At 40.0% G+C, this 23,299-nt stretch carries 21 protein-coding genes and 2 tRNA genes; 15 read left to right on the top strand and 8 right to left on the bottom strand.

From position 1 onward, the window contains the following. Nucleotides 1–36: 36 nt before the first annotated feature. Nucleotides 37–1,278, bottom strand: a complete 1,242-nt coding sequence (locus tag H8S90_RS00400) for a site-specific integrase (protein ID WP_187340686.1) — start codon at nt 1,276–1,278, stop codon at nt 37–39. Nucleotides 1,279–1,527: 249 nt separating this feature from the next. Next, nucleotides 1,528–1,599 (bottom strand) — tRNA-Glu (locus H8S90_RS00395). A gap of 237 nt (nt 1,600–1,836) precedes the next feature. Between H8S90_RS00395 and H8S90_RS00390 the strand changes: the two genes are divergently transcribed. Then, nucleotides 1,837–2,409, top strand: a complete 573-nt coding sequence (locus H8S90_RS00390) for a porin family protein (RefSeq protein ID WP_187340685.1) — start codon at nt 1,837–1,839, stop codon at nt 2,407–2,409. A gap of 228 nt (nt 2,410–2,637) precedes the next feature. Next, entirely contained in the window at nt 2,638–3,840 is a 1,203-nt protein-coding gene (locus H8S90_RS00385; RefSeq protein ID WP_187340684.1) for a pepsin/retropepsin-like aspartic protease family protein, read from the top strand. On the opposite strand, the gene H8S90_RS00380 is transcribed toward H8S90_RS00385, so the two are convergent. The 4 genes from H8S90_RS00380 to H8S90_RS00365 form a co-directional block, all read right to left on the bottom strand. Continuing rightward, complete coding sequence (locus tag H8S90_RS00380) at nt 3,837–5,150, bottom strand: D-alanyl-D-alanine carboxypeptidase (RefSeq protein WP_187340683.1); 1,314 nt, start codon at nt 5,148–5,150, stop codon at nt 3,837–3,839. The genes H8S90_RS00385 and H8S90_RS00380 overlap by 4 nt on opposite strands. Before the next feature lie 531 nt (nt 5,151–5,681). Further along, nucleotides 5,682–6,680 (bottom strand): GTPase ObgE, encoded by a 999-nt coding sequence (obgE, locus tag H8S90_RS00375; RefSeq protein ID WP_187340682.1) that lies wholly within the window; start codon nt 6,678–6,680, stop codon nt 5,682–5,684. A gap of 48 nt (nt 6,681–6,728) precedes the next feature. Beyond that, on the bottom strand, nt 6,729–7,301 hold the full coding sequence (locus H8S90_RS00370) for an adenylate kinase (RefSeq protein ID WP_187340681.1): 573 nt from the start codon (nt 7,299–7,301) through the stop codon (nt 6,729–6,731). 55 nt (nt 7,302–7,356) lie between these two features. Then, nucleotides 7,357–7,430: transfer RNA gene (locus H8S90_RS00365), tRNA-Arg, on the bottom strand. A 306-nt stretch (nt 7,431–7,736) separates the two neighbouring features. Between H8S90_RS00365 and H8S90_RS00360 the strand changes: the two genes are divergently transcribed. Beyond that, on the top strand, nt 7,737–8,564 hold the full coding sequence (locus H8S90_RS00360) for an alpha/beta fold hydrolase (protein ID WP_187340680.1): 828 nt from the start codon (nt 7,737–7,739) through the stop codon (nt 8,562–8,564). 4 nt (nt 8,565–8,568) lie between these two features. Here H8S90_RS00360 and H8S90_RS00355 read toward each other — a convergent pair whose 3' ends face one another. After that, nucleotides 8,569–8,757, bottom strand: coding sequence for a hypothetical protein (locus tag H8S90_RS00355; protein WP_187340679.1), 189 nt, complete (start codon nt 8,755–8,757; stop codon nt 8,569–8,571). A gap of 256 nt (nt 8,758–9,013) precedes the next feature. Between H8S90_RS00355 and gap the strand changes: the two genes are divergently transcribed. From gap to pgk, 3 genes are all read left to right on the top strand, one after another. Beyond that, the gene (gene gap, locus H8S90_RS00350) at nt 9,014–10,018 is read left to right on the top strand and encodes a type I glyceraldehyde-3-phosphate dehydrogenase (protein ID WP_187340678.1); all 1,005 of its coding nucleotides are present in this window, start codon (nt 9,014–9,016) and stop codon (nt 10,016–10,018) included. Between the two features lie 60 nt (nt 10,019–10,078). Continuing rightward, a complete protein-coding gene (locus H8S90_RS00345; protein WP_255501748.1) occupies nt 10,079–10,534 on the top strand; it encodes a GNAT family N-acetyltransferase in 456 nt (151 codons plus the stop codon). A gap of 186 nt (nt 10,535–10,720) precedes the next feature. Continuing rightward, nucleotides 10,721–11,911, top strand: coding sequence for a phosphoglycerate kinase (gene pgk / locus H8S90_RS00340; RefSeq protein WP_305082284.1), 1,191 nt, complete (start codon nt 10,721–10,723; stop codon nt 11,909–11,911). Between the two features lie 91 nt (nt 11,912–12,002). Here pgk and H8S90_RS00335 read toward each other — a convergent pair whose 3' ends face one another. Next, complete coding sequence (locus H8S90_RS00335) at nt 12,003–12,329, bottom strand: BON domain-containing protein (protein ID WP_187340677.1); 327 nt, start codon at nt 12,327–12,329, stop codon at nt 12,003–12,005. Nucleotides 12,330–12,754: 425 nt separating this feature from the next. On the opposite strand from H8S90_RS00335, the gene mraZ reads away from it, so the two are divergent. From mraZ to murG, 9 genes are all read left to right on the top strand, one after another. Then, a complete protein-coding gene (mraZ, locus tag H8S90_RS00330) occupies nt 12,755–13,219 on the top strand; it encodes a division/cell wall cluster transcriptional repressor MraZ (protein ID WP_187340676.1) in 465 nt (154 codons plus the stop codon). Continuing rightward, entirely contained in the window at nt 13,212–14,117 is a 906-nt protein-coding gene (rsmH, locus tag H8S90_RS00325) for a 16S rRNA (cytosine(1402)-N(4))-methyltransferase RsmH (protein WP_187340675.1), read from the top strand. The genes mraZ and rsmH overlap by 8 nt, the downstream gene beginning before the upstream one ends. Before the next feature lie 48 nt (nt 14,118–14,165). Beyond that, nucleotides 14,166–14,573 carry an FtsL-like putative cell division protein gene (locus H8S90_RS00320; RefSeq protein ID WP_187340674.1) on the top strand — a complete coding sequence of 136 codons (408 nt, stop codon included), beginning with the start codon at nt 14,166–14,168 and terminating at the stop codon, nt 14,571–14,573. A 42-nt stretch (nt 14,574–14,615) separates the two neighbouring features. Then, on the top strand, nt 14,616–16,709 hold the full coding sequence (locus H8S90_RS00315; RefSeq protein ID WP_187340673.1) for a penicillin-binding protein: 2,094 nt from the start codon (nt 14,616–14,618) through the stop codon (nt 16,707–16,709). Beyond that, entirely contained in the window at nt 16,706–18,169 is a 1,464-nt protein-coding gene (locus tag H8S90_RS00310; RefSeq protein ID WP_187340672.1) for a UDP-N-acetylmuramoyl-L-alanyl-D-glutamate--2,6-diaminopimelate ligase, read from the top strand. Before H8S90_RS00315 ends, H8S90_RS00310 begins: the two co-directional genes overlap by 4 nt. Nucleotides 18,170–18,231: 62 nt before the next feature. Further along, nucleotides 18,232–19,476, top strand: a complete 1,245-nt coding sequence (gene mraY / locus H8S90_RS00305; RefSeq protein WP_187340671.1) for a phospho-N-acetylmuramoyl-pentapeptide-transferase — start codon at nt 18,232–18,234, stop codon at nt 19,474–19,476. Nucleotides 19,477–19,486: 10 nt separating this feature from the next. Then, the gene (murD, locus tag H8S90_RS00300) at nt 19,487–20,860 is read left to right on the top strand and encodes a UDP-N-acetylmuramoyl-L-alanine--D-glutamate ligase (RefSeq protein ID WP_187340670.1); all 1,374 of its coding nucleotides are present in this window, start codon (nt 19,487–19,489) and stop codon (nt 20,858–20,860) included. A gap of 75 nt (nt 20,861–20,935) precedes the next feature. Continuing rightward, nucleotides 20,936–22,132 (top strand): FtsW/RodA/SpoVE family cell cycle protein, encoded by a 1,197-nt coding sequence (locus H8S90_RS00295; protein ID WP_187340669.1) that lies wholly within the window; start codon nt 20,936–20,938, stop codon nt 22,130–22,132. Between the two features lie 16 nt (nt 22,133–22,148). Beyond that, nucleotides 22,149–23,261 (top strand): undecaprenyldiphospho-muramoylpentapeptide beta-N-acetylglucosaminyltransferase, encoded by a 1,113-nt coding sequence (gene murG, locus H8S90_RS00290; protein ID WP_187340668.1) that lies wholly within the window; start codon nt 22,149–22,151, stop codon nt 23,259–23,261. The last annotated feature ends 38 nt before the right edge of the window (nt 23,262–23,299 follow it).

Below are 23,299 nucleotides of genomic sequence, written 5' to 3'. Positions count from 1 at the left end.
ACTTAATAATGAGCCGATATGAGCTAATAAGAACCGTTAATGAGCCGATAACGAAATGTTTGTACGGAATCCTAACTTTTCTTTTAGTTTCTCCATATCGCTGCCAATCCGCGTGTCCAGCAGCTTGGCATAGTGCTGGGTGGTCTTGATGTTGGTATGCCCCAGCATTTTGGAAACCGTTTCGATGGGCACGTTGTTGGCCAGTGTCACCGTGGTGGCGAATGTGTGTCGCGCCATGTGGAATGTCAGCTTTTTGGTGATGCCGCACAGGTCGGCAATCTCTTTCAGGTAGCTGTTCATCTTTTGGTTGCTCAATACTGGAAGCACCAGCCCCTTTGCCACGCATGGCGGATAGTCCGCATAGCGTTCGATGATTTCAAAGGCTTGCGGCAGCAAGGGGATGTTGGAGGAAGTTTCCGTTTTCTCACGGCTGGTCAATACCCATAGCCTGCCATCGATGCCCTTTGCGATGTCCGTCTTTTGCAGTTTCCGCACATCGGCGTATGACAGCCCCGTGTAGCAGCAGAACACGAAGATGTCGCGCACATGGGCGAGCCTTGGTATGCTGAACTCCTTTTTGGCTACCCTGTCCAATTCATCGGGCGTAAGGAATTCCTTTTCCCTTGGTTTGGCCTTTGTCTTGTAAAACGCAAAGGGATTTTCCGTAATCCATCGGTGGGCGATGCACAGGTTGACGATTTTGCGCAGGTGCTTCATGTACTTGGCCGCCGACACCGCGCTGCACGCCATGTCCGAGCGCAGGAAAAACTCATAACCCGTGATGAAGGCATGGTCAATGCACCGGATGTCGATGTCCGTTTCGCCGTGGCATTTCAATAGGTATGCGGTAAGATGTCCCACCGAAGTGTTGTAGCCTTTCAGCGTGTTGGGTTTGAAGCCCTTGCCCAGCAATGCTTCCATTTTCCGGTTGTGTTCGGTAAACGTTTCCATCAAATACCGCCGTTGCACGTCTTTGCCAAGGTATTTCAGTTTCAGCGAGTCGGCGGTGATTTCCGCGCCGTCCTTTACGAGTTGCAGATGGGCATCGGCCACCTTTCGTTCCATCGTGTCGAGGTAGGCGTTCAGGCCACGGATATCCTCTTTGGTACCCTTTGCACGATTGGCCTTGGCGTTCCAGCGTACGGGGTCGCATTCGCGGCCGGTGGACACTTCCTTAGGTTCACCGGCCACGGTGATGCGCATGTAGATGGGTTTGGCACCACCTGCATAATTTTTGGGCTTCTTCAAGTAGAAGAGCAAGGAATAATTTGTACTCATGATAATACATCATTTAAGTGAAACAAAATTAGCCTTGCAGCCTTGCGTGGTCAAGATGTTCAATGGTTGAACACGTTGTCTTACAATTCGTTACAACGTTTCCAGTGAGTAAAGGTATGCGGGGAATTGACTCACTGAATTACTCACTGGTTTTATGCGAATAATTGAATGAATCAGGATGCTGTAAAAAACAAAAAGCCCGCAAACGTTTAATTTGCAGGCTTTTGTATGTTTTGACTTCAAGATGTGTAGCCCGTAGGGGAATCGAACCCCTGTTTCCAGAATGAAAATCTGGCGTCCTAACCCCTAGACGAACGGGCCATTTTTTCTTTTCTAGAAATACGTATTCGTTTTTCGGTTTGCAAAGATATATATCCATTTTAAATTTCAAAAAATTAAAATAAAAAAAAGTGTTATGTGTTGGTTTCCAGGTGGAAATATGATGCGTCAATAAAGTTTATGCCCGTTATTTTTGATTGAGCATCCAAAAAATAAAAAAGCAAGGTAGGGGCAGTATGCGTGTTGGCTGTCATAGCTATGAATTTAATCAACAAAAAAATGAAAATATTAAAGCTATTAGCCGTAATTTCAGGCGTGTTTTTTTGTGCGGGTAATCATATTGCTGCTCAAACGGAGAATTTAACCTTTGGTGTCAAAGCGGGAGCTAATTATACCAACTTATATGCTGGTCATAATGAGGTAAACGAAGAAAAAGGGAAAGTAGGGTTTACGGTAGGCGCTTTTGGTAGAATAGGACAAACACTTTTTTTTCAGCCTGAAATAAATTATACGCGCTTTTCCAGTGAATTCATTTTTCAGGGCGAGAAGTTTAACCCAAAGTTTAACCAGTTAAATGTGCCATTGATGATCGGGTATAAGCTTATTGACGATGCTCAGATGAACATTCGAGTTTCAATAGGTCCTGACTTTAGCTACAGTTTGAATAAGCCCATTGAAATAAATGGTACTGAATATGAGCGATTTAATATGGGAGGTGTTTTTAATGTGGGGGTTGATTTGGGAAGCATTACACTTGATGCCCGTTATAATAGAGGATTTACAAAATTTAATGAGCTATTGGAGCAACGTACTGGAATGTATACGTTAACAGTTGGTTTCAGGATTCTGTAAATCAGTTTGAACAGTTGAAATTCGGGAAAATCTTTTATTCTTTTTTTAAAAAGTACTGGTATCTTTAAGAGATTTTGATATTATAAATTTTATGAGTATATTTGCACTTTCATAATTTAGGTTTATAATTGGTAAACAGGTCATTAGTCTCCCCGATTAATGGCCTGTTTTTTTTTGATATCTTTCCAGTTTTCCATAACTTTAATACAGCTAACCATTTGAAACCGTATGAAGGCCAAACTGTTGTTTGTTTATGGGTTTATTATTCTATTCAGTTGTCGAGCTTATGCACAGGAGGAGATCGTGCCCTCGCCGTCTCAAGTGTTGAGTAAAATTCCTTTCACTACGTTAACAGGCGGTGTAATTGTCCTTAAAGCAACATTGGATAACCATCCGGATTCGCTAAATTTTATTTTGGATACGGGCAGCGGAGGGATTTCACTCGATTCTACGCTTGTTGATCATCTAGATCTTCAACCCACCCCCACATCTGTGCGTATAAGGGGGGTAGCGGGCGTTAGAGAAGTTAGCTACCTCTATAACAAAAGTCTTAACTTTCCAGAGTATACTGTAGATAGCTTGAATTTCCATATTAACGACTATTCTTTTCTGTCAAGTATATATGGTGTAAGGGTGGATGGGATTATTGGTTATTCAGTATTCAGTAGGTACATCGTAAAAATTGACTATGATGAACATTACATCGAGTTATGTTCTCAAGGTACACTACGTTATCCTAAAGGAGGGTTTTTGCTCAAACCTAATATAAAAAGCCTAGTTGTGCAGGGAGCAACTTTACGAGATAAACATGAGGTAAATGCCCGGTTTTTACATGATATTGGAGCGGGTGTTTGTGTAATGCTTTCTAAAGAGTTTGTTGAAGATAGTACATTACTCTCCTGGAATAGAAAACTTTGGCCGAAGGAAGGGCATGGGCTTGGTGGAAAGATTGAGATGCAACTTACCGTTATAAAACAACTTAGGTTTGGTCCTTACCGGTTTAGACACGTGCCTACATTGATTTTTGATGACGTATTCGATGTTACTTCTTACCCTTATCTTGGAGGGCTGATTGGTAACGACATTCTCAGAAGATTTAATATGATCTACAATTACGCAAAGGGTGATATACATTTAACACCTAATAAAAGTTATCGTGACCGCTTTGATTATGCATATTCCGGACTTGATCTACTATTAATAGATAGCAATATCGTGATAGGAAGTGTTATCAAAGGTTCTCCAGCTGATATAGCGGGGCTGAAGAAGGACGACCTTTTGCTTGCCGTGGACAACAATTTCTCCATGGATTTTAGTGCTTATAAAAAAGCGCTGCAAAGAGCCAAGAAAACAGTTACACTATTAATTCGTCGTGAAGAGGAACTACATTTGCTCAAAATGAAGATCAAGAGTATACGCCAGGTGATTTAGTAACGATTTCTTATTGCAGTGATAATCCTAACCATTTCCTCGCGTATTTCAGAAGTGGGTCTAACAAAATTATTATTCATAAACGAGTAAATAAACCGTTTGCCTTTTCTGGTAATTAAGTAGCCACTCTGATTATGAACAGCATTTAAGGAACCTGTTTTGGCCCAAACAAAAGCTTCACCTTGGTCTGTTTTGTATGCGTTCTTTAATGTACCCGTAAGTCCTCCGGTAGGAAATATACGGTGTAGGCGTGCGGTATCACTGACGTTCTGTTCCACTTTTTTCAACAACGCAATAATGCTTTCGGGAGTGAAAAGATTCATACGTGAAAGTCCAGAACCATCGGCCCAGTTAATTGTGTGAGGCAGATCTTTTAAAAAGTGCTCTTTACTATATTCGATAGCTTTCGTTGCGCTTAGTGTATCGCCTATGGTTGAGGAACATACTAAAAGTAGCTGCTCTGCAATGAAATTGTCGCTCGGCAACATCAAGGCCCGATATACAGTGTCAGACTCTTCGTTGTAAATCGTGTGGGCGTTTACAGGTGTGGAAATGTTTACTATTTGAATGGGTCTTTTCAATGTGTCTTCAAGTAGTGTTTTGGTTAGAAGGGCCGTGGTCTTGAAAGGTACCTGTTGTTCAAAATTGTGTTCTGGATGAAGGTCAGGGTGCGTGAAGGTATTTTTTGTAAGCGATCTCTTTATCTTATAACTGGACGAATGAAAGTTGTAATCACAGGTTAAAAATCTGCTAAAATAACGAGGATAAATATTAAGTGCGATGGATTGACTATCGGTGGAGAAGGTAACCAGATTGCCGCCAACTGGAAGGGAACTGATTTCTGCTTGATAGTAGGCGTCATAGTCGCCGTAAGGCCACCCTCGACCATAAAAATTTCCTTCATAATTGTCATAAGCGAGATAAAGTTTCTGTGGAGCATTTTTTAAAAAATAGTGAACCTTGTCAGAGTTGAAATCTTTTCTGTACAATGTAGGATCTCCGGTACCCCAAAAAATGAGTGAATCTCCACGTATCGTATATCTTATGGAAGGAATGGAATCGCCCAGCATATTTAAGGCAGTATATAAAGTAAAAATTTTGGTATTAGATGCAGGAGTAAAATGTTTGTCGGCATTTTGGCTATAAACCATCTCTTCTTTTTCGCAATCGTATAACGCGAAACCCGTGAAATGATCATTTAGAATTTCGGAATTATGAATCAAGTTTTTTAGCTGTCGAGCGTTTTGCGCTAAAGTAGCGAATGGGTTGAAAATCAATATTCCAAAAAAGTAAAAAATGCATTTTTTCATTTTTATTGTCCGTTTAATTGTTGGGTAATATGTTGATGAGTTTGTAGAAAAGGTCTTTTAAGTAAAACTCTTACACACGACCGTCCGTTTTTTAGACTAAAAATCGCCTGAAAGCCAGTTGCTTTCATTCCTTGCCTAATCTGTTTTGTTAGGTCAAACATATTTTGGTGAAAAGTTTGAACAGTATGGATGTCTTGCAAGTTTATACTGGTTGTTTTTTTTTACCGTTTATCTGCTTTCATCTTTTTATTATAAACTTAGCCAAAATGCTCGACATTCACGAATGGCAAAGAGACAAAATTAAAAGTGTAATTACCTTTTATTTATCAGAACAACAATTATTGGTGAAGCCAGCTTGAACATAGATAAGAGCCCAAAGCTTTAAAAAATAGCTTTTTTTTGGTCTCTCATCTGCTATTGAGCGTTTAATTTATAGACGGAGTATAGCTATAATTAGATAAGGTAGCTAAATAATAGGGTTATTAAGAAAGGACTCATGGAGGTTGGATGATATAATACTGTAGAGATGGGTTAGCTGTTGATTGCTTGCCAAATCAGGTCCTTTAACTCCTGTATACCTTTCTGGGCGACAGAAGATATGAATACATGCTTAATGTTTTTCGGTAATTCCTGTTCAATTTCTGATCGTAACTCTTCATCCAATAAGTCTGATTTTGTTATGGCTAATAGGTGAGGTTTGTCGAGCAATTCCGGATTATAGGCTGTCAGTTCATTCAGTAGAATATTATATTCGTCAGCGATAGCGCGATGAGTGTCTGCCGGGACAATGAATAGTAAAACAGAATTTCTTTCGATATGTCGTAAAAATCGATATCCCAATCCTTTACCTTTTGACGCACCTTCAATAATGCCTGGAATGTCGGCCATGATGAACGATTTACTGTCGCGATAGGAAACAATACCTAAGTTAGGAATTAGTGTAGTGAAGGGATAGTCGGCAATTTCCGGTTTTGCGGCGGAAACTACAGATAGGAGCGTTGATTTCCCGGCATTTGGAAAACCAACTAAGCCAACATCTGCTAGAACTTTGAGCTCGAGAACCATCCATTCTTCTTTTCCAGCTTCGCCAGGTTGTGCAAAACGTGGAGTTTGTTGGGTAGCACTTTTAAAATGCCAATTGCCCAGACCTCCGCGACCCCCCGCTGTTAGAATTTTCATTTCACCGTCTTCGGTAATGTCAAATAAAACTTCCCCTGTCTCAGCGTTTTTTGCGATGGTTCCGAGTGGAACCTCTAAAACTTCATCTTTTCCGTTTTTACCATGTTGGAGTGCACTTGCACCAGGATTGCCAGGTTCTGCAATGATGTGTTTTCTGTATTTTAAGTGTAACAAAGTCCAAAGTTGTGCATTGCCTTTCAGAACAATGTGTCCGCCGCGTCCTCCATCACCTCCGTCAGGCCCGCCTTTAGCGGTGTGTTTATCGCGGTGGAGGTGAGCCGATCCCGCTCCTCCATGGCCCGACCGGCAACAGATCTTAACGTAATCAACAAAATTAGAACCTTGTGCCATTATTCAGATGATTGTTTTTATTTTAAAAATAGTTCGTAATGGCGGTACTTAATAAGTATCAACAACTTTACAAATGTTGTCGAATATTTCTTCGATAGTTCCTATACCGTGTATGTTTTGCAACTTGCCTTGTTCTTGGTAATAATTGGCAACTGGAGCTGTTTTGGACTGGTACTCAACGATTCGCTTACGGATAATTTCAGGATTGGCATCATCCGAACGGCCAGATTCCTGACCTCTTAAGAGGAGTCGTTTTTCAAGTTCTTCCTCATCTACCTGCAGCGCAATCATACCTGAAATTTTCTCGTCTTTAGATGCTAACAGCTTGTCCAATGCCTCTGCCTGAGCTACTGTACGAGGAAAACCATCGAAAATAAAACCCTGGGCGTCGCTATTGCTGTCGAGTTTATTGCTGATCATACCGATTACAACTTCGTCTGGAACCAGTTTGCCATCATCCATTAATTTCTTGGCCTCTACCCCCAGTGTGGTACCTTGAGCAATTTCTCCACGCAGGATATCGCCAGTTGATAAATGGACCAATTGATATTTTTTAATAAGTTTCTGAGATTGAGTGCCTTTCCCGGCTCCAGGAGGGCCAAATAAAACTAAATTTAGCATGCTTATAAAATTTAAAAAGCCTAATCAGAAATGGATTAGGCTTTAAATTAATTTGTGCACTTGAAGGGAGTCGAACCCCTAACCTCCTGATCCGTAGTCAGGTGCTCTATCCAGTTAAGCTACAAGTGCATTCCGAATTGGATTGCAAAGATATGAACGATTATCAAAATTCCAAAAATAAATAAAGAAAAATTGTTAATATGTTATTTATTTATACTAAAAGGCTAATAGAATGACCGATGGAAAATCGGTTCTTTTCAGTTGCTGCCCCTAAGAACCTTAGCACGGTTATATGAGTTTTGTTGTAGCTGATATGTTTGATTAATTTGCTATTAATCAAAGTGGTCAGTCTAATAACGGTAATTAAAAGGGAAAAATGGTCGCAGCCAATTTTTATAATGGAAAACTTATTTCTAGCTTTGAGGTTAATAGAACATGGATCATAACTTCTCTATGCAGCGAAAAAAAATAAGAATCGGCGATATAAGTATATCCTACTTCCTAAAGGAATCCTCTACGCCCCCTCAAAAAACCGTTGTGTTTCTACACGGCTTCCCTTTCAACAAAAATATGTGGTTAAATCAATTGGAAACCTTGCCCAACAACGTTAGTGGTATAGCGGTAGATGTGAGAGGGCATGGTCTGAGTACCATAGGCCATGGTTATTTTAGTATAGATGTTTTTGCTAAAGATCTGATCGTGTTTATTGAAAAGCTCAATTTGAAGGAAGTGGTATTGTGCGGCCTTTCGATGGGTGGTTATATAGCACTTCGTGCTAATCAATTAGCCCCTCATTTATTTAAGGGACTAGTGCTGGCCGACACCAATTCGCAGGCGGATAGTGACGAAGCCAAAATTAAACGTTTCGAAACCATACAATCGGTGCTTAAATTTGGAAGGAGAGTATTTGCAATAGGCTTTGTAAAGCGAGTGTTTTCCGAGGAGAGTCTGTTAACCAAGATGGATGAAGTTGAAATGATCAGGAGTAGTATAAGACGGAATGATGTAAGGAGTATTTGTGCGACGTTACTGGCCTTAGCCTCACGCACGGATACCACAGACAGTCTTCAAAATATCCCTTTTCCCTGTCTTATTATTCGGGGAGCTGAGGATCAATTGATGAGCGTTGAACAAACCGAAATACTTAGAAAAAATATAAAAAATGCTAAATTAGAAGTGATGGATAAGTGCGGACATCTACCGAATTTGGAGGATCCGACTACGTTTAATAGGTTGTTAAATCAGTATTTAAATGAGCTATAAGGTGTTAGTTTCGCGTGTTGTGTTTTGTTGGAGGTTGTTCGCTAAACATGCGTTTTTTAGCTGGGTTCCCCAAAATAGCTGACTCTTTTTTATATGTTTTATCTTTTTTAGTTTTTACGGCCTTGTTGCTGCTTTTGGTTTCTTGTTCTGAATCCTTCGGTTCGTAAGCCGGAGTTTTGCTTTCTTTTTTCATAAATTGACAGTTAAAATACTAATTAGAAAACAGTGGATGAACAGTTTTGTTTGTAACATTTGTCTCCACGTTTGTTAAGTTTAGCATGTCTTTCGAGTGTTTTAAAAGACAATAAGAGGTCAAATATTTTTCATTTATCCACTTTTCAATTGTTTTTTATCAGTGTTCTTGAATGCCGAGCATTTTATCTAAGTTTGTTTGGTGGTTTGGGGGAACTGTGTCTTTTAATATTAAAAATGGATGATATATAAATTAGATGAAGATTGCTATTAATGGGTTTGGTCGTATTGGCCGCAATACCTTAAGAAATATATTGTTGCGCAATACCACAATGGACGTCGTAGCAATAAATGACCTCACTGAGGTGGAAACCTTAGCGCATTTATTTAAGTATGATTCTGTACACGGACCCTTCCAGGGTGAAATTAGTGCAGAAACTGGTTGTTTAGTGGTAAATGGAAAAAGAATAGCGGTATGTAAAGAGGAAGTGCCATTGAATTTACCTTGGCAACCCTTTGATGTCGATGTGGTTGTTGAGTCTACCGGTAGATTCACGAACCGTTCAGTTGCCGAGCAACATTTGTATGCTGGAGCCAAGCAAGTAATCATATCAGCTCCTTCAGGTGATAGGGATGTGCCTATAGTTGTTTTGGGGGTAAATGACGGTACGATAGATTGGACAGCTAAATTATTGTCTAATGCTTCCTGTACAACCAATAATGTAGCTCCAATGATAAAAGTGCTCGATGATAATTGGAAAATTATTGATGGGTATATTACAACGGTGCACTCGATGACGGGCGATCAGAATCTGCACGATGCACCTCATAGGGATTTGCGTCGGGCTAGAGCGGCATCGTCATCTATTATACCCACAACTACCGGTGCGGCAAAAGCTGTTACCAGTGTTTTTCCCCATTTGGAAGGGAGGCTGGGTGGCGCTGGTATAAGGGTCCCGGTGCTGAACGGATCGTTAACAGATTTTACATGTATTTTACAGGGAAAACCATCTGTTGAAACTATTAATGAAGCTTTTAGAAGTGCTGCAAGCGATGAACTATTTGGAATTTTGCAATATACCGAAGATCCTATCGTTTCTGTTGATATTATTAATTCACCTTATTCATGTGTTTTTGATGCAAAGCTTACGTCAGTTGTGGGAGGACTTGTGAAAGTTGTTGGATGGTACGACAATGAGACTGGTTATGCAAATAGATTGGTAGATTTGTTGGTGAAACTTCAAGGAGTTATAGCAGCGTAAATACCGTATTTGTTGATTTAAAATTGACTCAAACTGAAGTGCAATTTTTAAAAAAAGGATGTGCAACAACAAGATATGACGATAAAATTCATACCGCCCGCTGAGGTGCTTCCGTTGCGGAGTTTGGTATTAAGGAACGGAAAGCTCTACGGTTTATGTGTATTTAAGGAAGATGAAAGACCCGATACCATTCATTTAGGTATGATTGACGAAGGAGACAATGAACCGAAATGCATACTTACTGCGTTTCCACAAAAGAAGGACGGCTATGAGGGGATAGGTTACCAACTAAGGGGGATGGCAACTCATCCCGATTTTCAGGGCCGAGGTCTGGGGAATCAGTTAGTGAATTTTTTAGCGGTTTATCTTAAAGGGCAGCAGGTGTCTTATTTGTGGTGCAATGCACGTGAGATAGCGTTTCGCTTTTATCAGAATCTCGGATTCGAATTTGTTTCCGATGAGTTTGAAGTGCCTGAAATTGGTTTGCATCGCGTAATGTATTTGCGGCTTCGATAATTAAAAGTGAGTAATATATGGAATTGTATTAAAGTGCAATTTTCTATATGTTTGTTGCAAAATATTTAAGGGAACGTTCTGTTTGATGATAAAATTTAATTAATTAGCCTTTTAGTGGTGAAATAATTCATTAGGCAGAACTGTTTAGTATGACTTTTAAAATAAAATTAAAATAACTTTATACAAATGAAAACAATTGATGATTTAAATTTTTCCGGTAAGAAAGCCCTAGTTCGAGTTGATTTTAATGTCCCTTTAGATGAACATTTTAATATCACTGATGATAATCGTATCAAAGGCGCGAAACCTACGATTGAAAAAATAATAAAAGACGGTGGTGCGGTGATCTTGATGTCGCATTTAGGGCGTCCTAAAGAGGGGCCTACAGAGAAGTTCTCGTTAAGACATATTGTTGATCATTTGTCGGAAGAGTTAGGTACAGAGGTGCAGTTTGCAGATGATTGTATTGGAGAACAAGCTAAGGAAAAAGCAGCGAATTTAAAGGCAGGCGAAGTATTGTTGCTAGAAAATCTACGTTTTTATAAAGAGGAGGAAAAAGGCGATGAATCTTTTGCTGAAGAGTTAGCGGCTTTGGGAGACATTTATGTTAATGATGCCTTCGGGACAGCGCACCGGGCACATGCTTCTACTGCTGTGATAGCAAAGTTTTTTTCAGGAGCAAAATATTTTGGTTATTTGATGGCTGCTGAACTGAAGAATGCAGAAAAGGTTTTAAATCAGCCAGAAAGACCATTTACTGCGATAATGGGTGGGGCTAAAGTGTCTGATAAATTGGATCTTATAGAGGCCTTGCTGGGAAGAGTTGATAATTTAATAATCGGCGGTGGTATGGCATACACTTTTGTCAAGGCTAGGGGAGGTGAAATAGGCCAATCTTTGGTAGAGCTTGATAAGTTGGATCTGGCAAATAGTTTAGTGAAGAAAGCAAAAGAGAAAGGCGTACAATTGATTTTACCAACTGATGCTCAGATTGCAGATAAATTCTCCGATGATGCGCAAGTATACGATGGACCAAATGATCAAATACCATCGAATGAAATGGGACTTGACATTGGTGCTGAATCATCAAGGGAATTTGGAGATGTTATTAGATCTTCTAAAACAATATTATGGAATGGTCCAATGGGGGTTTTTGAGATGGATACCTTTGCTAAAGGTACTAGGGCTGTTGCCGAGGCAGTAGTAGACGCTACGAAACAAGGTGCCTTTTCGTTGATAGGTGGTGGTGATTCAGCTGCGGCTGTCACAAAATTTAAGCTTACCGAGGACGTTAGCTATGTGAGTACAGGTGGAGGAGCCTTGTTAGAATATATGGAAGGTAGAGAGCTGCCAGGAGTGAAAGCTATTAACGAATAGTAGTTTTACAACTCTTTAAAAAAGTAGCAAGGATCCTTGCTACTTTTTTTATTTATAAGTTTTGGTTAATGCTCAACATATTTTGTGCTAATCAAGGAGTCGAAGTTGTCGCCGTGGTATCACTGGTCAATTGTACTTCTGGGCTACTGGAAGCGATCGTAGCATTATTTATCACCGATTTTATTCCCTTAATTCCCTTTGCAGTGCGTTCGGCTTCATCTCTGCTAGCCTCGTCAGGAAAAGTTCCAGTAAAAGTAGCTACCCCGTCTACCACTTCGATATGAGTTTCCGGAAGTAATATGTATTCAATTTGTTGCTCCGCCCGTTGATCTTTTAGTGATTTAGAAGTACAGGATGTTAAGGACAAACATAAACCTCCTACTATAGAAAGTTGTATGCATAACTTTTTGAAATTCATAACTTCTCAATTTTAATACAGCTTATAATTATAATTGGCCGCCCCAGTATTTTGTTCCTTAATTAGACTTAGCGGCGTATCTGTAATACAATTTACGGATAAAAAATGTTTTGTGCAAATGGTTATTCTTTGAAAAAAATTAACGCTTTACTCGAGATGTTACATATAGATGAATTGTATCTGATGGAATCGATAATTCTCTTTATATATTTTTATATAAACGGTTGGAAGTCTAATGGACGAGGTTCGGAGCGCTCAAGTAGGTTTCTGCTTGTTTTTTCTAAAAAATAACAGCGCGCAAAGCTGCTACATTTAGATGTCTCTGTGGGAGATATCGGGTGTGGAAAACTTTTTTGTGGGAGAAAGTGGGAGAAAGTGGAAGAAATCTCTAATTTTACATTTGATTATTTGGATAAACTGTATAGATGGCTCATTTTCTCGGAGAATTTGAATGTAAGCTCGATACCAAAGGAAGAATGGTGTTGCCTGCCGGCCTCAAAAAGCAAATGCCTGAGGTTGAACGGGAAGGGCTTGTCATTAACCGAGGGTTGGAGTCGCATTTAGTTATTTATCCTAGAAGGGAGTGGGATAGGATTATGGAGGAGCTTAGTAAGTTAAATACATTCGAGAGGAAAACGCGTGAGTTCGTACGTAAGTTTATGCGCGGGGCTACCGAACTTGGTTTGGATTCTGCAAACAGGGTGTTATTGCCGAAATCTTTGCTTGAATATGCCGAGATTGGTACAGAGATCGTTCTTGCTAGTCAGTTTAATAAAATCGAAGTCTGGGCAAAACATGTATATGATGAGCAGTGGGAGGACGAAGGAGATGATTTTGCTGCTTTAGCGGAAGAAGTGATGGGGAATCTAAATAAAAGAACCGATGGATAAAACGTATCACATACCGGTTATGCTGAGAGAATGCATGGAGGCGCTGGCGATCAAGCCCGATGGAGTCTATGTGGATGTGACGTTTGGAGGAGGTGGACATTCCAAAGAAATTATTAGCCGTTTGGATAAAAATGGACGCTTATTGGCTTTTGATCAAGATCCAGACGCACTTAGAAATGTATTGCCGGACGAAAGATTTCAGTTGATCCATCAAAACTTTCGTTTTTTAAAAAATAACCTCCGGTTATATGGGCTAAAACATGTAGATGGTATTTTGGCTGATTTAGGGGTGTCGTCGCATCAGTTTGATGAAGCAGATAGGGGTTTTTCTATCCGTTTTGATGCTACGCTTGATATGCGTATGGATAAAGAGGGAGATTTGGATGCTAAGACGGTGTTGAATTCTTATAGCGAAGAAGATTTGCATAAAATATTTGGTATGTACGGTGAGATTCAGAATGCACGTACCCTGGCAAGATCGATCGTCACAGCACGTATTGTCAAACCAATAAATACCGTGGCTGATCTGAAGGCAACAGTTGCGAAAATGGTGCCTCGAGGTAAAGAGAATAAATATTATGCTCAACTTTTTCAAGCGCTGCGTATTGAAGTTAATAAGGAGTTGGACGCTTTGCAGGAGTTTCTGTCGCAAGCAACATCGGTTTTAAGGCCGGGAGGGCGACTGGTGGTGATGTCATACCATTCATTGGAAGATAGATTGGTGAAGAATTTTATGGCAAAGGGTAAATTTAGAGGAGATGTTGAAAAAGATTTTTACGGAAATGAAATAAAGCCATTTAAGCTGATTACTCGGAAAGCGGTTACGGCGTCGAGTGAGGAAGTGGATTTAAATAGCCGAGCTCGAAGTGCGAAGTTACGAACGGCTGAGAGGCTTTAGCGGGAGGTAGTTTAGGGGTAGTGTATAACAAAATAGAAATATAGTCTTATGTCGAATGGGTATAAGAAAAAAGAATTAAGCGAGGAAGAACAAGAGGCGATGCGCGACGCCGTGGAGGCAAAGGCAGACGCTTCCCATGATTTTCTCCGGTCTGTCCTCAGCTTAAATGGTTTTTCGCCTTCGCGTGTGGTGGCCGCGGTGCCGTTTATTGGTTTTTTGGCACTGTTGGCTATTGCGTATATAGCAAATAGGCATTTTGCAGAGGATAGTGTAAGAGAAATAGATGCTTTGTCGCGGGAAGTGAAATATTTGAGCTGGGAGTACAAATCCTTAAAGGCAGATTTGATGCTGAGAAGCACGCAAAGTGAGGTGCTAAAGAAGGTGGACACCTTGGGATTAAAGGCGTTGACTGATCCACCAAAAAAAATTGTTTTAGCGGATAATAGTGATAACTAAAAATACAAATAAGCGTAATTACTATAGGCAGTACTGAAAGCAATGAATATTAGAACAGACATATTATTAAGGGTCTACCTGTCATTTGGAGTGATGGTGATCTTTGCGGTGGCTGTACTCTACAAAATGTTCGGTCTGCAAATGGTGGAAGGGCAGCATTGGCAGGCAATGGCTGATAGCTTGTCTACCCGTTACCAGACAGTGGAAGCAACAAGGGGTAATATTTTCTCTTCTGATGGAAGTTTATTGGCAACATCTGTTCCTGAATATGACGTTAGAATGGACATGGTTGCTCCAGGAATTTTAGAAGATGATGTATTTTATGCGAAAGTGGATTCGCTTGCAAGTAATTTAGCGGTATTTTTTAAAGATAAATCGGTTGATCAGTATAGACGTTTACTTCGGAAAGCAAGGAAAGATCGGAACCGATATTATTTAGTCAAACGAAACGTAAGCTTTCAGGAGATGAAGGTGGTTCGCACTTTTCCAATATTCAACTTAGGGAAATATAAAGGGGGATTAATCGCTGAACAAAAAAATAAAAGAATTTTACCCTTTAAAACATTGGCCGCACGTACCATAGGATATAAAAACGAAAATGTGCAGCCTGTTGGGCTGGAGGGTGCTTACGCAAATTACATCGACGGGCTAAAGGGAAGTAGATTGGTGCAACGTATTGCTGGCGGTAGTTGGATGCCTATTAATGAAGATACAGAAGTTGCTCCAACAGATGGCGCAGATATTATATCAACTATCGATATCAATATGCAGGACGTAGCGCAGAGAGCACTGGAAAAACAACTGATTGCTAGTGATGCGGATAATGGTTGTGTAATATTAATGGAAGTAGCTACGGGCGAAGTAAGAGCAGTGGCTAACTTTACGCGGGTAGATGAAGGTCATTATAAAGAGAAATTTAACTACGCAATTGCGCAAAGCTCTGAACCAGGCTCTACTTTTAAGCTGGCCTCCTATATGGCCGCTTTGGAAGATGGGAAAATTGATACCAGCGATATTGTTGATACCGAGGACGGAACGTTTCGTGTGCACAGACATACTATCCGCGATTCACATCATGGGGGCTATGGAAAAATTTCAGTAAAAAGGGCATTCGAGGTTTCCTCTAATACAGCTATTACCAAACTTATTCATCAAAATTATAAAGATAACCCGGGGGCATTTACTAAGAGATTGTATGCTATGCATCTGAACGATCCTTTAGGTTTACAGATACCTGGAGAAGGTACACCGTTAATAAAAACACCAAAGAGTAAGTCTTGGAGTGGCTTAAGTTTGCCGCAAATGGCTTACGGTTATGAATTGAAAGTGACGCCTTTGCAAATGCTTACTTTATACAATGCAGTTGCCAATGATGGAAAGATGGTAGCCCCTTTGTTTGTAAAGGAAATTAGACGATTAGGAAATACGGTCGAGAAGTTTGAAGCTAGGGTTATTAATGAAAAAATAGTTTCGGAAGAGACGCTAGGAAAAATTAAAGGTATGTTGGAGGGCGTGGTGGAAGAAGGAACGGCAAGGGAACTGAAGAATTCATTGTTTAAGATGGCTGGGAAAACGGGTACTGCACAGATGGCAGATGGAGCTGCAGGTTATAAGAGTAAACGACGATATCAGGGGTCTTTTGCTGGATATTTCCCGGCAGATAATCCGAAATATTCTATGATTGTAGTTATACAGAATCCTAGAAAAGGAGGGTATTATGCGATAAAAGTAGCTGCGCCGGTCTTCAAAGAAGTAGCGGAACGTGTTTATGCCGCAGATGCGCAGATGTATCATGATTTTAATCATTTAAAGTACACCTCGGTAAATAATATCCCTACCATTAAAGCAGGTTTCCAGAAGGACAGCCAGCACGTATTTAATGCTTTTGGATTAAATACCCGACACAAGGAGGCGGAGGAGGACACTACCGAGGAGTTACGTTTTTTAGTAGATGATGATATAGACGAGGGGAGAGTACCAGATCTAAGGGGTATGGGATTGAAGGATGCTATGTACCTGCTAGGAAATGTCGGTATGAAACCATTTGTAAAAGGAAAAGGAAAAGTGGTGAAGCAATCGGTGACACCTGGTGAAACGATTAACAAAGGTTTGCCCATAACAATCGAGCTAGAATGATCAAGTTGTCAAAAATATTAAATGGAGTGGCAATAAGCCAAACGGTGGGTGTTATTGAACGGGATATCCATGCGATATGTTTTGACTCAAGGAAAGTAATAACAAAAGATTTGTTCGTTGCTATCAGGGGTATCAATACAGATGGACATCTATTTATAGATAAGGCGATTGCATATGGCGCAACAACAGTCGTGTGCGAGGTGCTTCCTGATTCAATCAATGATCACGTTACTTATTTGCAAGTGGAAGATGCGGCCAATGCATTGGGAATCATGGCTTCAAATTTTTATGGAAAACCCTCTAATCGTCTGAGGCTAGTGGGTGTGACAGGGACAAATGGTAAAACAACGGTGGCTACCTTGTTACATAAGCTGTTTATGGAATTGGGTTTTAACGTAGGCTTGCTTTCAACGGTGCAAAACCAGATTAATGATAAAATAATAGCAGCTACGCATACCACTCCAGACCCCATAGCTTTAAATAAACTAATGGCAGAAATGGCAGATAATGGTTGTGATTACTGCTTTATGGAAGTTAGTTCACATGCCGTAGTGCAACAGCGCATAAAAGGGTTGACATTTGTTGGAGGGGTGTTTACAAACCTCACCCATGATCATTTAGATTTTCACAAAACATTTAACGCATACTTAAAGGCGAAAAAAGCTTTTTTTGATGGCTTGTCGAAGTCTGCTTTTGCCTTAACAAATATAGATGATAGGAACGGTCTGGTAATGTTGCAGAATACTGTTGCCTATAAAAAGACTTACGGGCTAAAAAATATTGCAGATTATAGGGGGAAAGTGATTGAAAATCATTTTAACGGAATGTTGATGAATATTGATGGCAAAGAGGTGTGGACGAAATTGATTGGTGGTTTTAACGCCTATAACCTATTAGCAGCATATAGTGTTGCGGTTCTTTTAGAACAAGATAGTATGCGAGTACTAACCGTTTTAAGTAGATTATCGGGAGCAGAGGGACGGTTTGATGCTCAAGTTGCACCTAACGGTGTTGTCGGAATTGTGGACTACGCACATACGCCGGATGCTGTCAAGAATGTGTTGCAGACGATTTCCGGTTTGCGTAAAGGGAAAGAACATATCATTACAGTTCTGGGATGCGGGGGAGATAGAGATAAAACAAAGAGGCCGGAAATGGCTTCGGTAGCTGCCCAACTAAGTGATAAGGTTATTATAACGTCTGATAACCCAAGAGGTGAAGACCCACACGCAATTATAAACGATATGGAAAAGGGTGTGCCTAAAGATAGAAAGCGGAATGTTTTTGCAATTACAGATCGATACGAAGCAATTAAAGCTGCCATACATTTAGCCCAACCTCGTGATATTGTTTTGATCGCAGGAAAGGGGCATGAAAAATATCAGGAAATTATGGGTCAACGGAAGCCGTTTGATGATAAGGCTATCTTAAATGATCTTTTTAAAGAGTTAAACGAATAAAATTGTTGTCAAGGCCGACAGCAAAATAATGTATTACACTGAGCAAAATATAGTCGTTAAAAATGTTGTACTATCTATTTTCATATTTACATGATAGTTTTAATCTGCCGGGGGCAGGTGTGTTTCAGTACATATCTTTCCGCTTCGGCATGGCGGTTATACTGTCGTTGATTATTACTACGGTATATGGAGGACGATTGATCAGCGTTTTGCGACGTAAGCAGGTAGGCGAGACTGTACGAAGCTTGGGACTGGAAGGCGAAACGCAGAAACAGGGTACCCCTACAATGGGAGGACTTATTATTATTGCCGGTATCTTATTGCCCACCCTCTTATTTGCCAAACTGGAAAATATATATGTCATATTAATGATTACAGCTACTATATGGATGGGAGCGGTAGGTTTTATCGATGATTATATAAAAGTATTCAAAAATAATAAGGAGGGATTGGCGGGCAAATTCAAAGTAGTGGGGCAGATCGGCCTGGGAATTATCATCGCTTGGACAATGTATTACCACCCGTCGATAGTTACTCGCCAGAAGGTTAGCGGCCCTATGAAGGGGGAGAATATCGAGATGCAACAGAATTTTGATGGAACTAAGAGCTATTATAACGTGGAAGTGAAATCAACTAAAACGAATATTCCCTTTTATAAAAACAATGAATTTGACTACGGAAGGGTGTTGAATGTTTTTGGTGTTCCAGAGGGTAAATATGTGTTTATTGTTTTTTTAATATTCGTCGTTTTTATTATTACTGCCGTATCAAATGGTGCCAATATTACAGATGGTATTGATGGTTTGGCAACAGGAACTTCTGCTGTTATCGGTGTCACGCTTGCTATTTTAGCTTATGTTTCAGGTAATAGTATTTTTGCCGACTACCTTAATATTATGTATATCCCCAATTCAGGTGAGTTGGTTGTGTTTGCCGGAGCTTTCGTTGGAGCGTGTGTCGGCTTTTTATGGTACAACTCTTATCCGGCTCAAGTATTCATGGGAGATACTGGCTCCTTGGCAATAGGAGGAATTATTGCGGCATTTGCCATTATGATTAGAAAGGAATTACTTATTCCAATTTTATGTGGCATTTTTCTGATTGAACTCGTATCGGTGATTTTACAGGTGTCTTATTTTAAGTATACAAAGAAAAAGTTTGGTGAGGGAAGAAGGATTTTTTTAATGTCTCCGCTACATCATCATTATCAGAAAAGAGGATATCATGAGTCTAAAATAGTCACAAGATTTTGGATAGTGGGGATTATACTTGCTGTTATAACGATTGTAACATTAAAAATCAGATAGTTATAAATTAATGAAGTCTAAAGAAACAAATACAACAAACCATAAACCACGACTTATCGTGCTCGGAGCAGGAGAAAGTGGAGTAGGGGCTGCCGTGCTTGGCAAACAGCAGGGTTATGAGGTGTTTGTGTCTGACTATGGACGGATAACAGAATCTTATAGAGAGCAATTAAGAAAAAGCGAGATTTTGTTTGAAGAAAATGGGCATTCTTTAGAGCAGTTACTGATGGCTGATTTAGTCATTAAAAGTCCGGGTATTTCTGAAAAGACAGCGGTAGTACAGCAATTAAAGCGTAAAGGCGTGCCGGTAATAGGCGAGATTGAATTTGCTTCCCGTTATACCGATGCAAAGTTGATTGGAATTACGGGTTCGAACGGTAAGTCTACCACTACTATGCTCACCTATCATTTGTTAAAAAGGGGTGGTATACGTGTGGGGTTAGCAGGTAATATTGGAAGGAGCTTTGCAATGCAGGTAGCAACGAGAGAATTCGATGCTTATGTGCTGGAAATAAGCAGCTTTATGTTGGATGATATATACGATTTTCGCGCAGATATAGCGGTTCTTTTAAACATCACACCTGATCATTTGGATAGGTATGACTACGAGATGGATCGTTATGTGGATGCTAAACTTAGGATAACTAAAAATCAGCGATCGGAAGACATATTCATTTATTGTAAGGATGATCCTGAAATTATTAAAGGTCTAACTAGAAACGGAAGCTCCGCGAGTTCTTATCCATTTAGTCTGAAGGAAGAGCTGGCCCATGGAGCATATTTGAACGAGGAAAATGAAATTATTATAAAATTACCTAAACAAGAAAAATTTATCATGTCTATTAACGATTTAGCATTGCAGGGAAAACATAATGTATACAATAACATGGCGTCTGGGATTATCGCCAAAGTGTGGGAGCTAAGAAATGAGACCATACGTGAGAGTATGGGTGATTTTGTGAACATACCGCATCGTTTAGAACATGTATCAAAAATATCCGGTATTGAATTCATAAATGATTCAAAAGCTACTAATGTGAACTCGGTGTGGTATGCATTGGAAAGCTTGCCCGGTAAAATAGTGTTAATTATGGGTGGTGTTGATAAAGGGAACGATTACACGATGCTAAAAGAAATGGTACAAACAAAGGTGAGGGGTATCGTTTGTTTAGGAAAAGACAATCGAAATATACACAACGCATTTGAAGAGGATACGGAAATCATCGTGAATACACAAACAATGAGTGAAGCTGTACAGATTGCATATCATATTGCGCAAAAGGGAGATACGGTTCTTTTATCACCCGCTTGTGCAAGCTTTGACCTTTTTAAAAATTACGAAGATCGTGGTGATCAGTTTAAAGAGGCTGTGAAAGAGCTCTAGTATGTTGTTGCAATAGTTGAAAGGAATAGAAGTGAAGGCGGGTAAAAGGCTTGTATACTATAATAAGTAAAGGTTATGGAAAAGGTTTTTAGTAAACTTAAAGGAGACAAATGGATATGGATAATAGTAATTCTTTTATCTGTATGGTCATTGTTGGCTGTTTATAGCTCTACGGGTACATTAGCATATAAAGAAGGACGAGGAACGGAGACCTATCTTATTAAGCACTTCACCTTGATTTTTGCTGGCTTAATTTTGATGTATTTCTCCCACCTGCTAGATTATCGCTATTATGCTGGTATCTCAAAGATTCTGATGATAATAACTATTCCACTATTATTGTATACATTGTTGTTCACAGACTCCGTGAATGAAGCGAACAGATGGGTTACTATTCCCGTGATTAATCAAACTTTCCAAACCTCGGACATGGCCAAACTAGCGTTGATTACCTTTTTGGCGAGGATGCTAACGCGTAAACAGGAGAATATAAAAGACGTAAAGAACGCGTTTCTGCCGATTATGGGTTCGGTTTGTATCGTTATCATACTTATTGCTATCGCTAATATGTCTACGGCTATTATGCTTTTTGCAGTGAGTATTTTACTGTTGATTATTGGGCGGATAAGTATTAAACAGATCAGTTATGTGAGTGTTGTTGGTGTTGTTCTTTTGACTTTGGTAGTTTTATGTGGGCCCCGTAGGCAGACATATCTCTCCCGTATTGAGACGTTTATGGGGAAAGGTGAGCCCAACCCTGATAAGGAATTTCAGGCGACGCAGGCCAAGATTGCCGTTGCAACAGGAGGCTTGTTTGGCAAAGGCCCGGGAAACAGCACCCAGCGCAACGTACTGCCCCATCCGTATTCCGATTTTATTTTTGCAATTATCATCGAAGAGTACGGCGCGGTAGGAGGTGGAATCTTAGTGATACTTTATTTGGTTTTTATGTACCGATGTATAAAAATTGTGACACAAAGTCCGAAGGCTTTTGGAGCTTTGTTAGCAGCAGGTTTAGGGTTTAGTTTAACAATACAGGCTTTTGGTAATATGGCGGTGGCTGTTGGGTTGGGACCAGTAACAGGTGTTCCTTTGCCTTTGGTGAGCATGGGTGGGACTTCTATTCTATTCACAAGTGTTGCTTTTGGCATTATTTTAAGTGTTAGTAGAAATATAGAAGAATTGAAATTAAAAGGGAGTGGGCAGCACTTGAAGGATGATAAGAAAGTAAATGAAAAAGTAATTGTGGGAGAGATTCCGGCAATGGCATAAACAAACAAAAACACTTATGGGAAATAAACTAAGACGAGTGATTATAAGTGGTGGAGGTACCGGAGGGCATATATTCCCAGCAATTTCAATTGCTCATGCACTAAAAAAATTAGTACCGGGGATTGATATCTTGTTTGTAGGGGCAAAGGGGAAGATGGAGATGGATAAAGTGCCGGCTGCGGGGTATAGGATTATAGGACTAAATATACAGGGAATTAACCGGAGCTCTATTATAAAAAATTTGCTTTTACCGTTTAAATTGTTTCAAAGTGTCCGTGCAGCACGCCGTATTCTAAAGGAGTTTAAGCCAGATGTCGTAGTTGGAGTAGGAGGATATGCTTCAGGACCGGTACTTCACGCAGCAGGAAAGTTAGGAATACCTTATCTTATTCAGGAACAAAATTCTTTCGCTGGTATAACGAACAAAAAACTGGGTGCGAAGGCGGATAAGGTTTGTGTTGCTTTCGATGGAATGGAAAGATTTTTTCCTAAAGAAAAACTATTGGTTTCCGGTAATCCGATACGTCATGACGCTGTTGATATCGCAGGAAAGGAATTTGAAGCTAAGGAATTGTTTGGACTCGATAAAAGTAAAAAAACAATATTGGTGACTGGAGGTAGTTTGGGCGCGCGGACGTTGAATAACAGTATGCTCAGTGGTTTGAAGCACCTAAAAGATGCAGGAATTCAGTTGATATGGCAGTGCGGTAACTATTATTACGAGGAGTTGAAGGCTTTGATTGAAAAAGAAGATAATTACCACGTGTGGCTGAAGCCTTTTTTGCATCGTATGGATTTTGCGTACGCGGCTGCGGATTTGATCATTGCGAGAGCTGGAGCTGGTACTATTGCTGAGTTGTGTGCTGTTGGCAAGCCAGTAATTTTGGTGCCCTCTCCTAATGTGGCTGAAGATCATCAGACGAAAAATGCGCTAGCTTTAGTAGAGAAGGACGCTGCACAACTTGTGATTGATGGGGAAGCTGTGGAGCACCTGATTAACGATATTGTATTATTGTTGCAAGATAAAACGAAATGTAAAAGATTATCTGAAAATATTAAGAAACTAGCTAAACTGGATGCAGATGAAGTAATTGCGAATGAAGTTTTAAAATTAGCCGGTAAAACGTAAAAGAATGTTGGAACGGTTTTTAGAAAAGAGATAGATAT

Origin of the sequence: Olivibacter sp. SDN3, from assembly GCF_014334135.1 — a bacterium.
Taxonomy (GTDB): Bacteria; Bacteroidota; Bacteroidia; order Sphingobacteriales; family Sphingobacteriaceae; genus Olivibacter.
The sequence above is the reverse complement of the archived record's forward strand: the minus strand, read 5'-3'. Positions and strand labels throughout refer to the sequence as shown.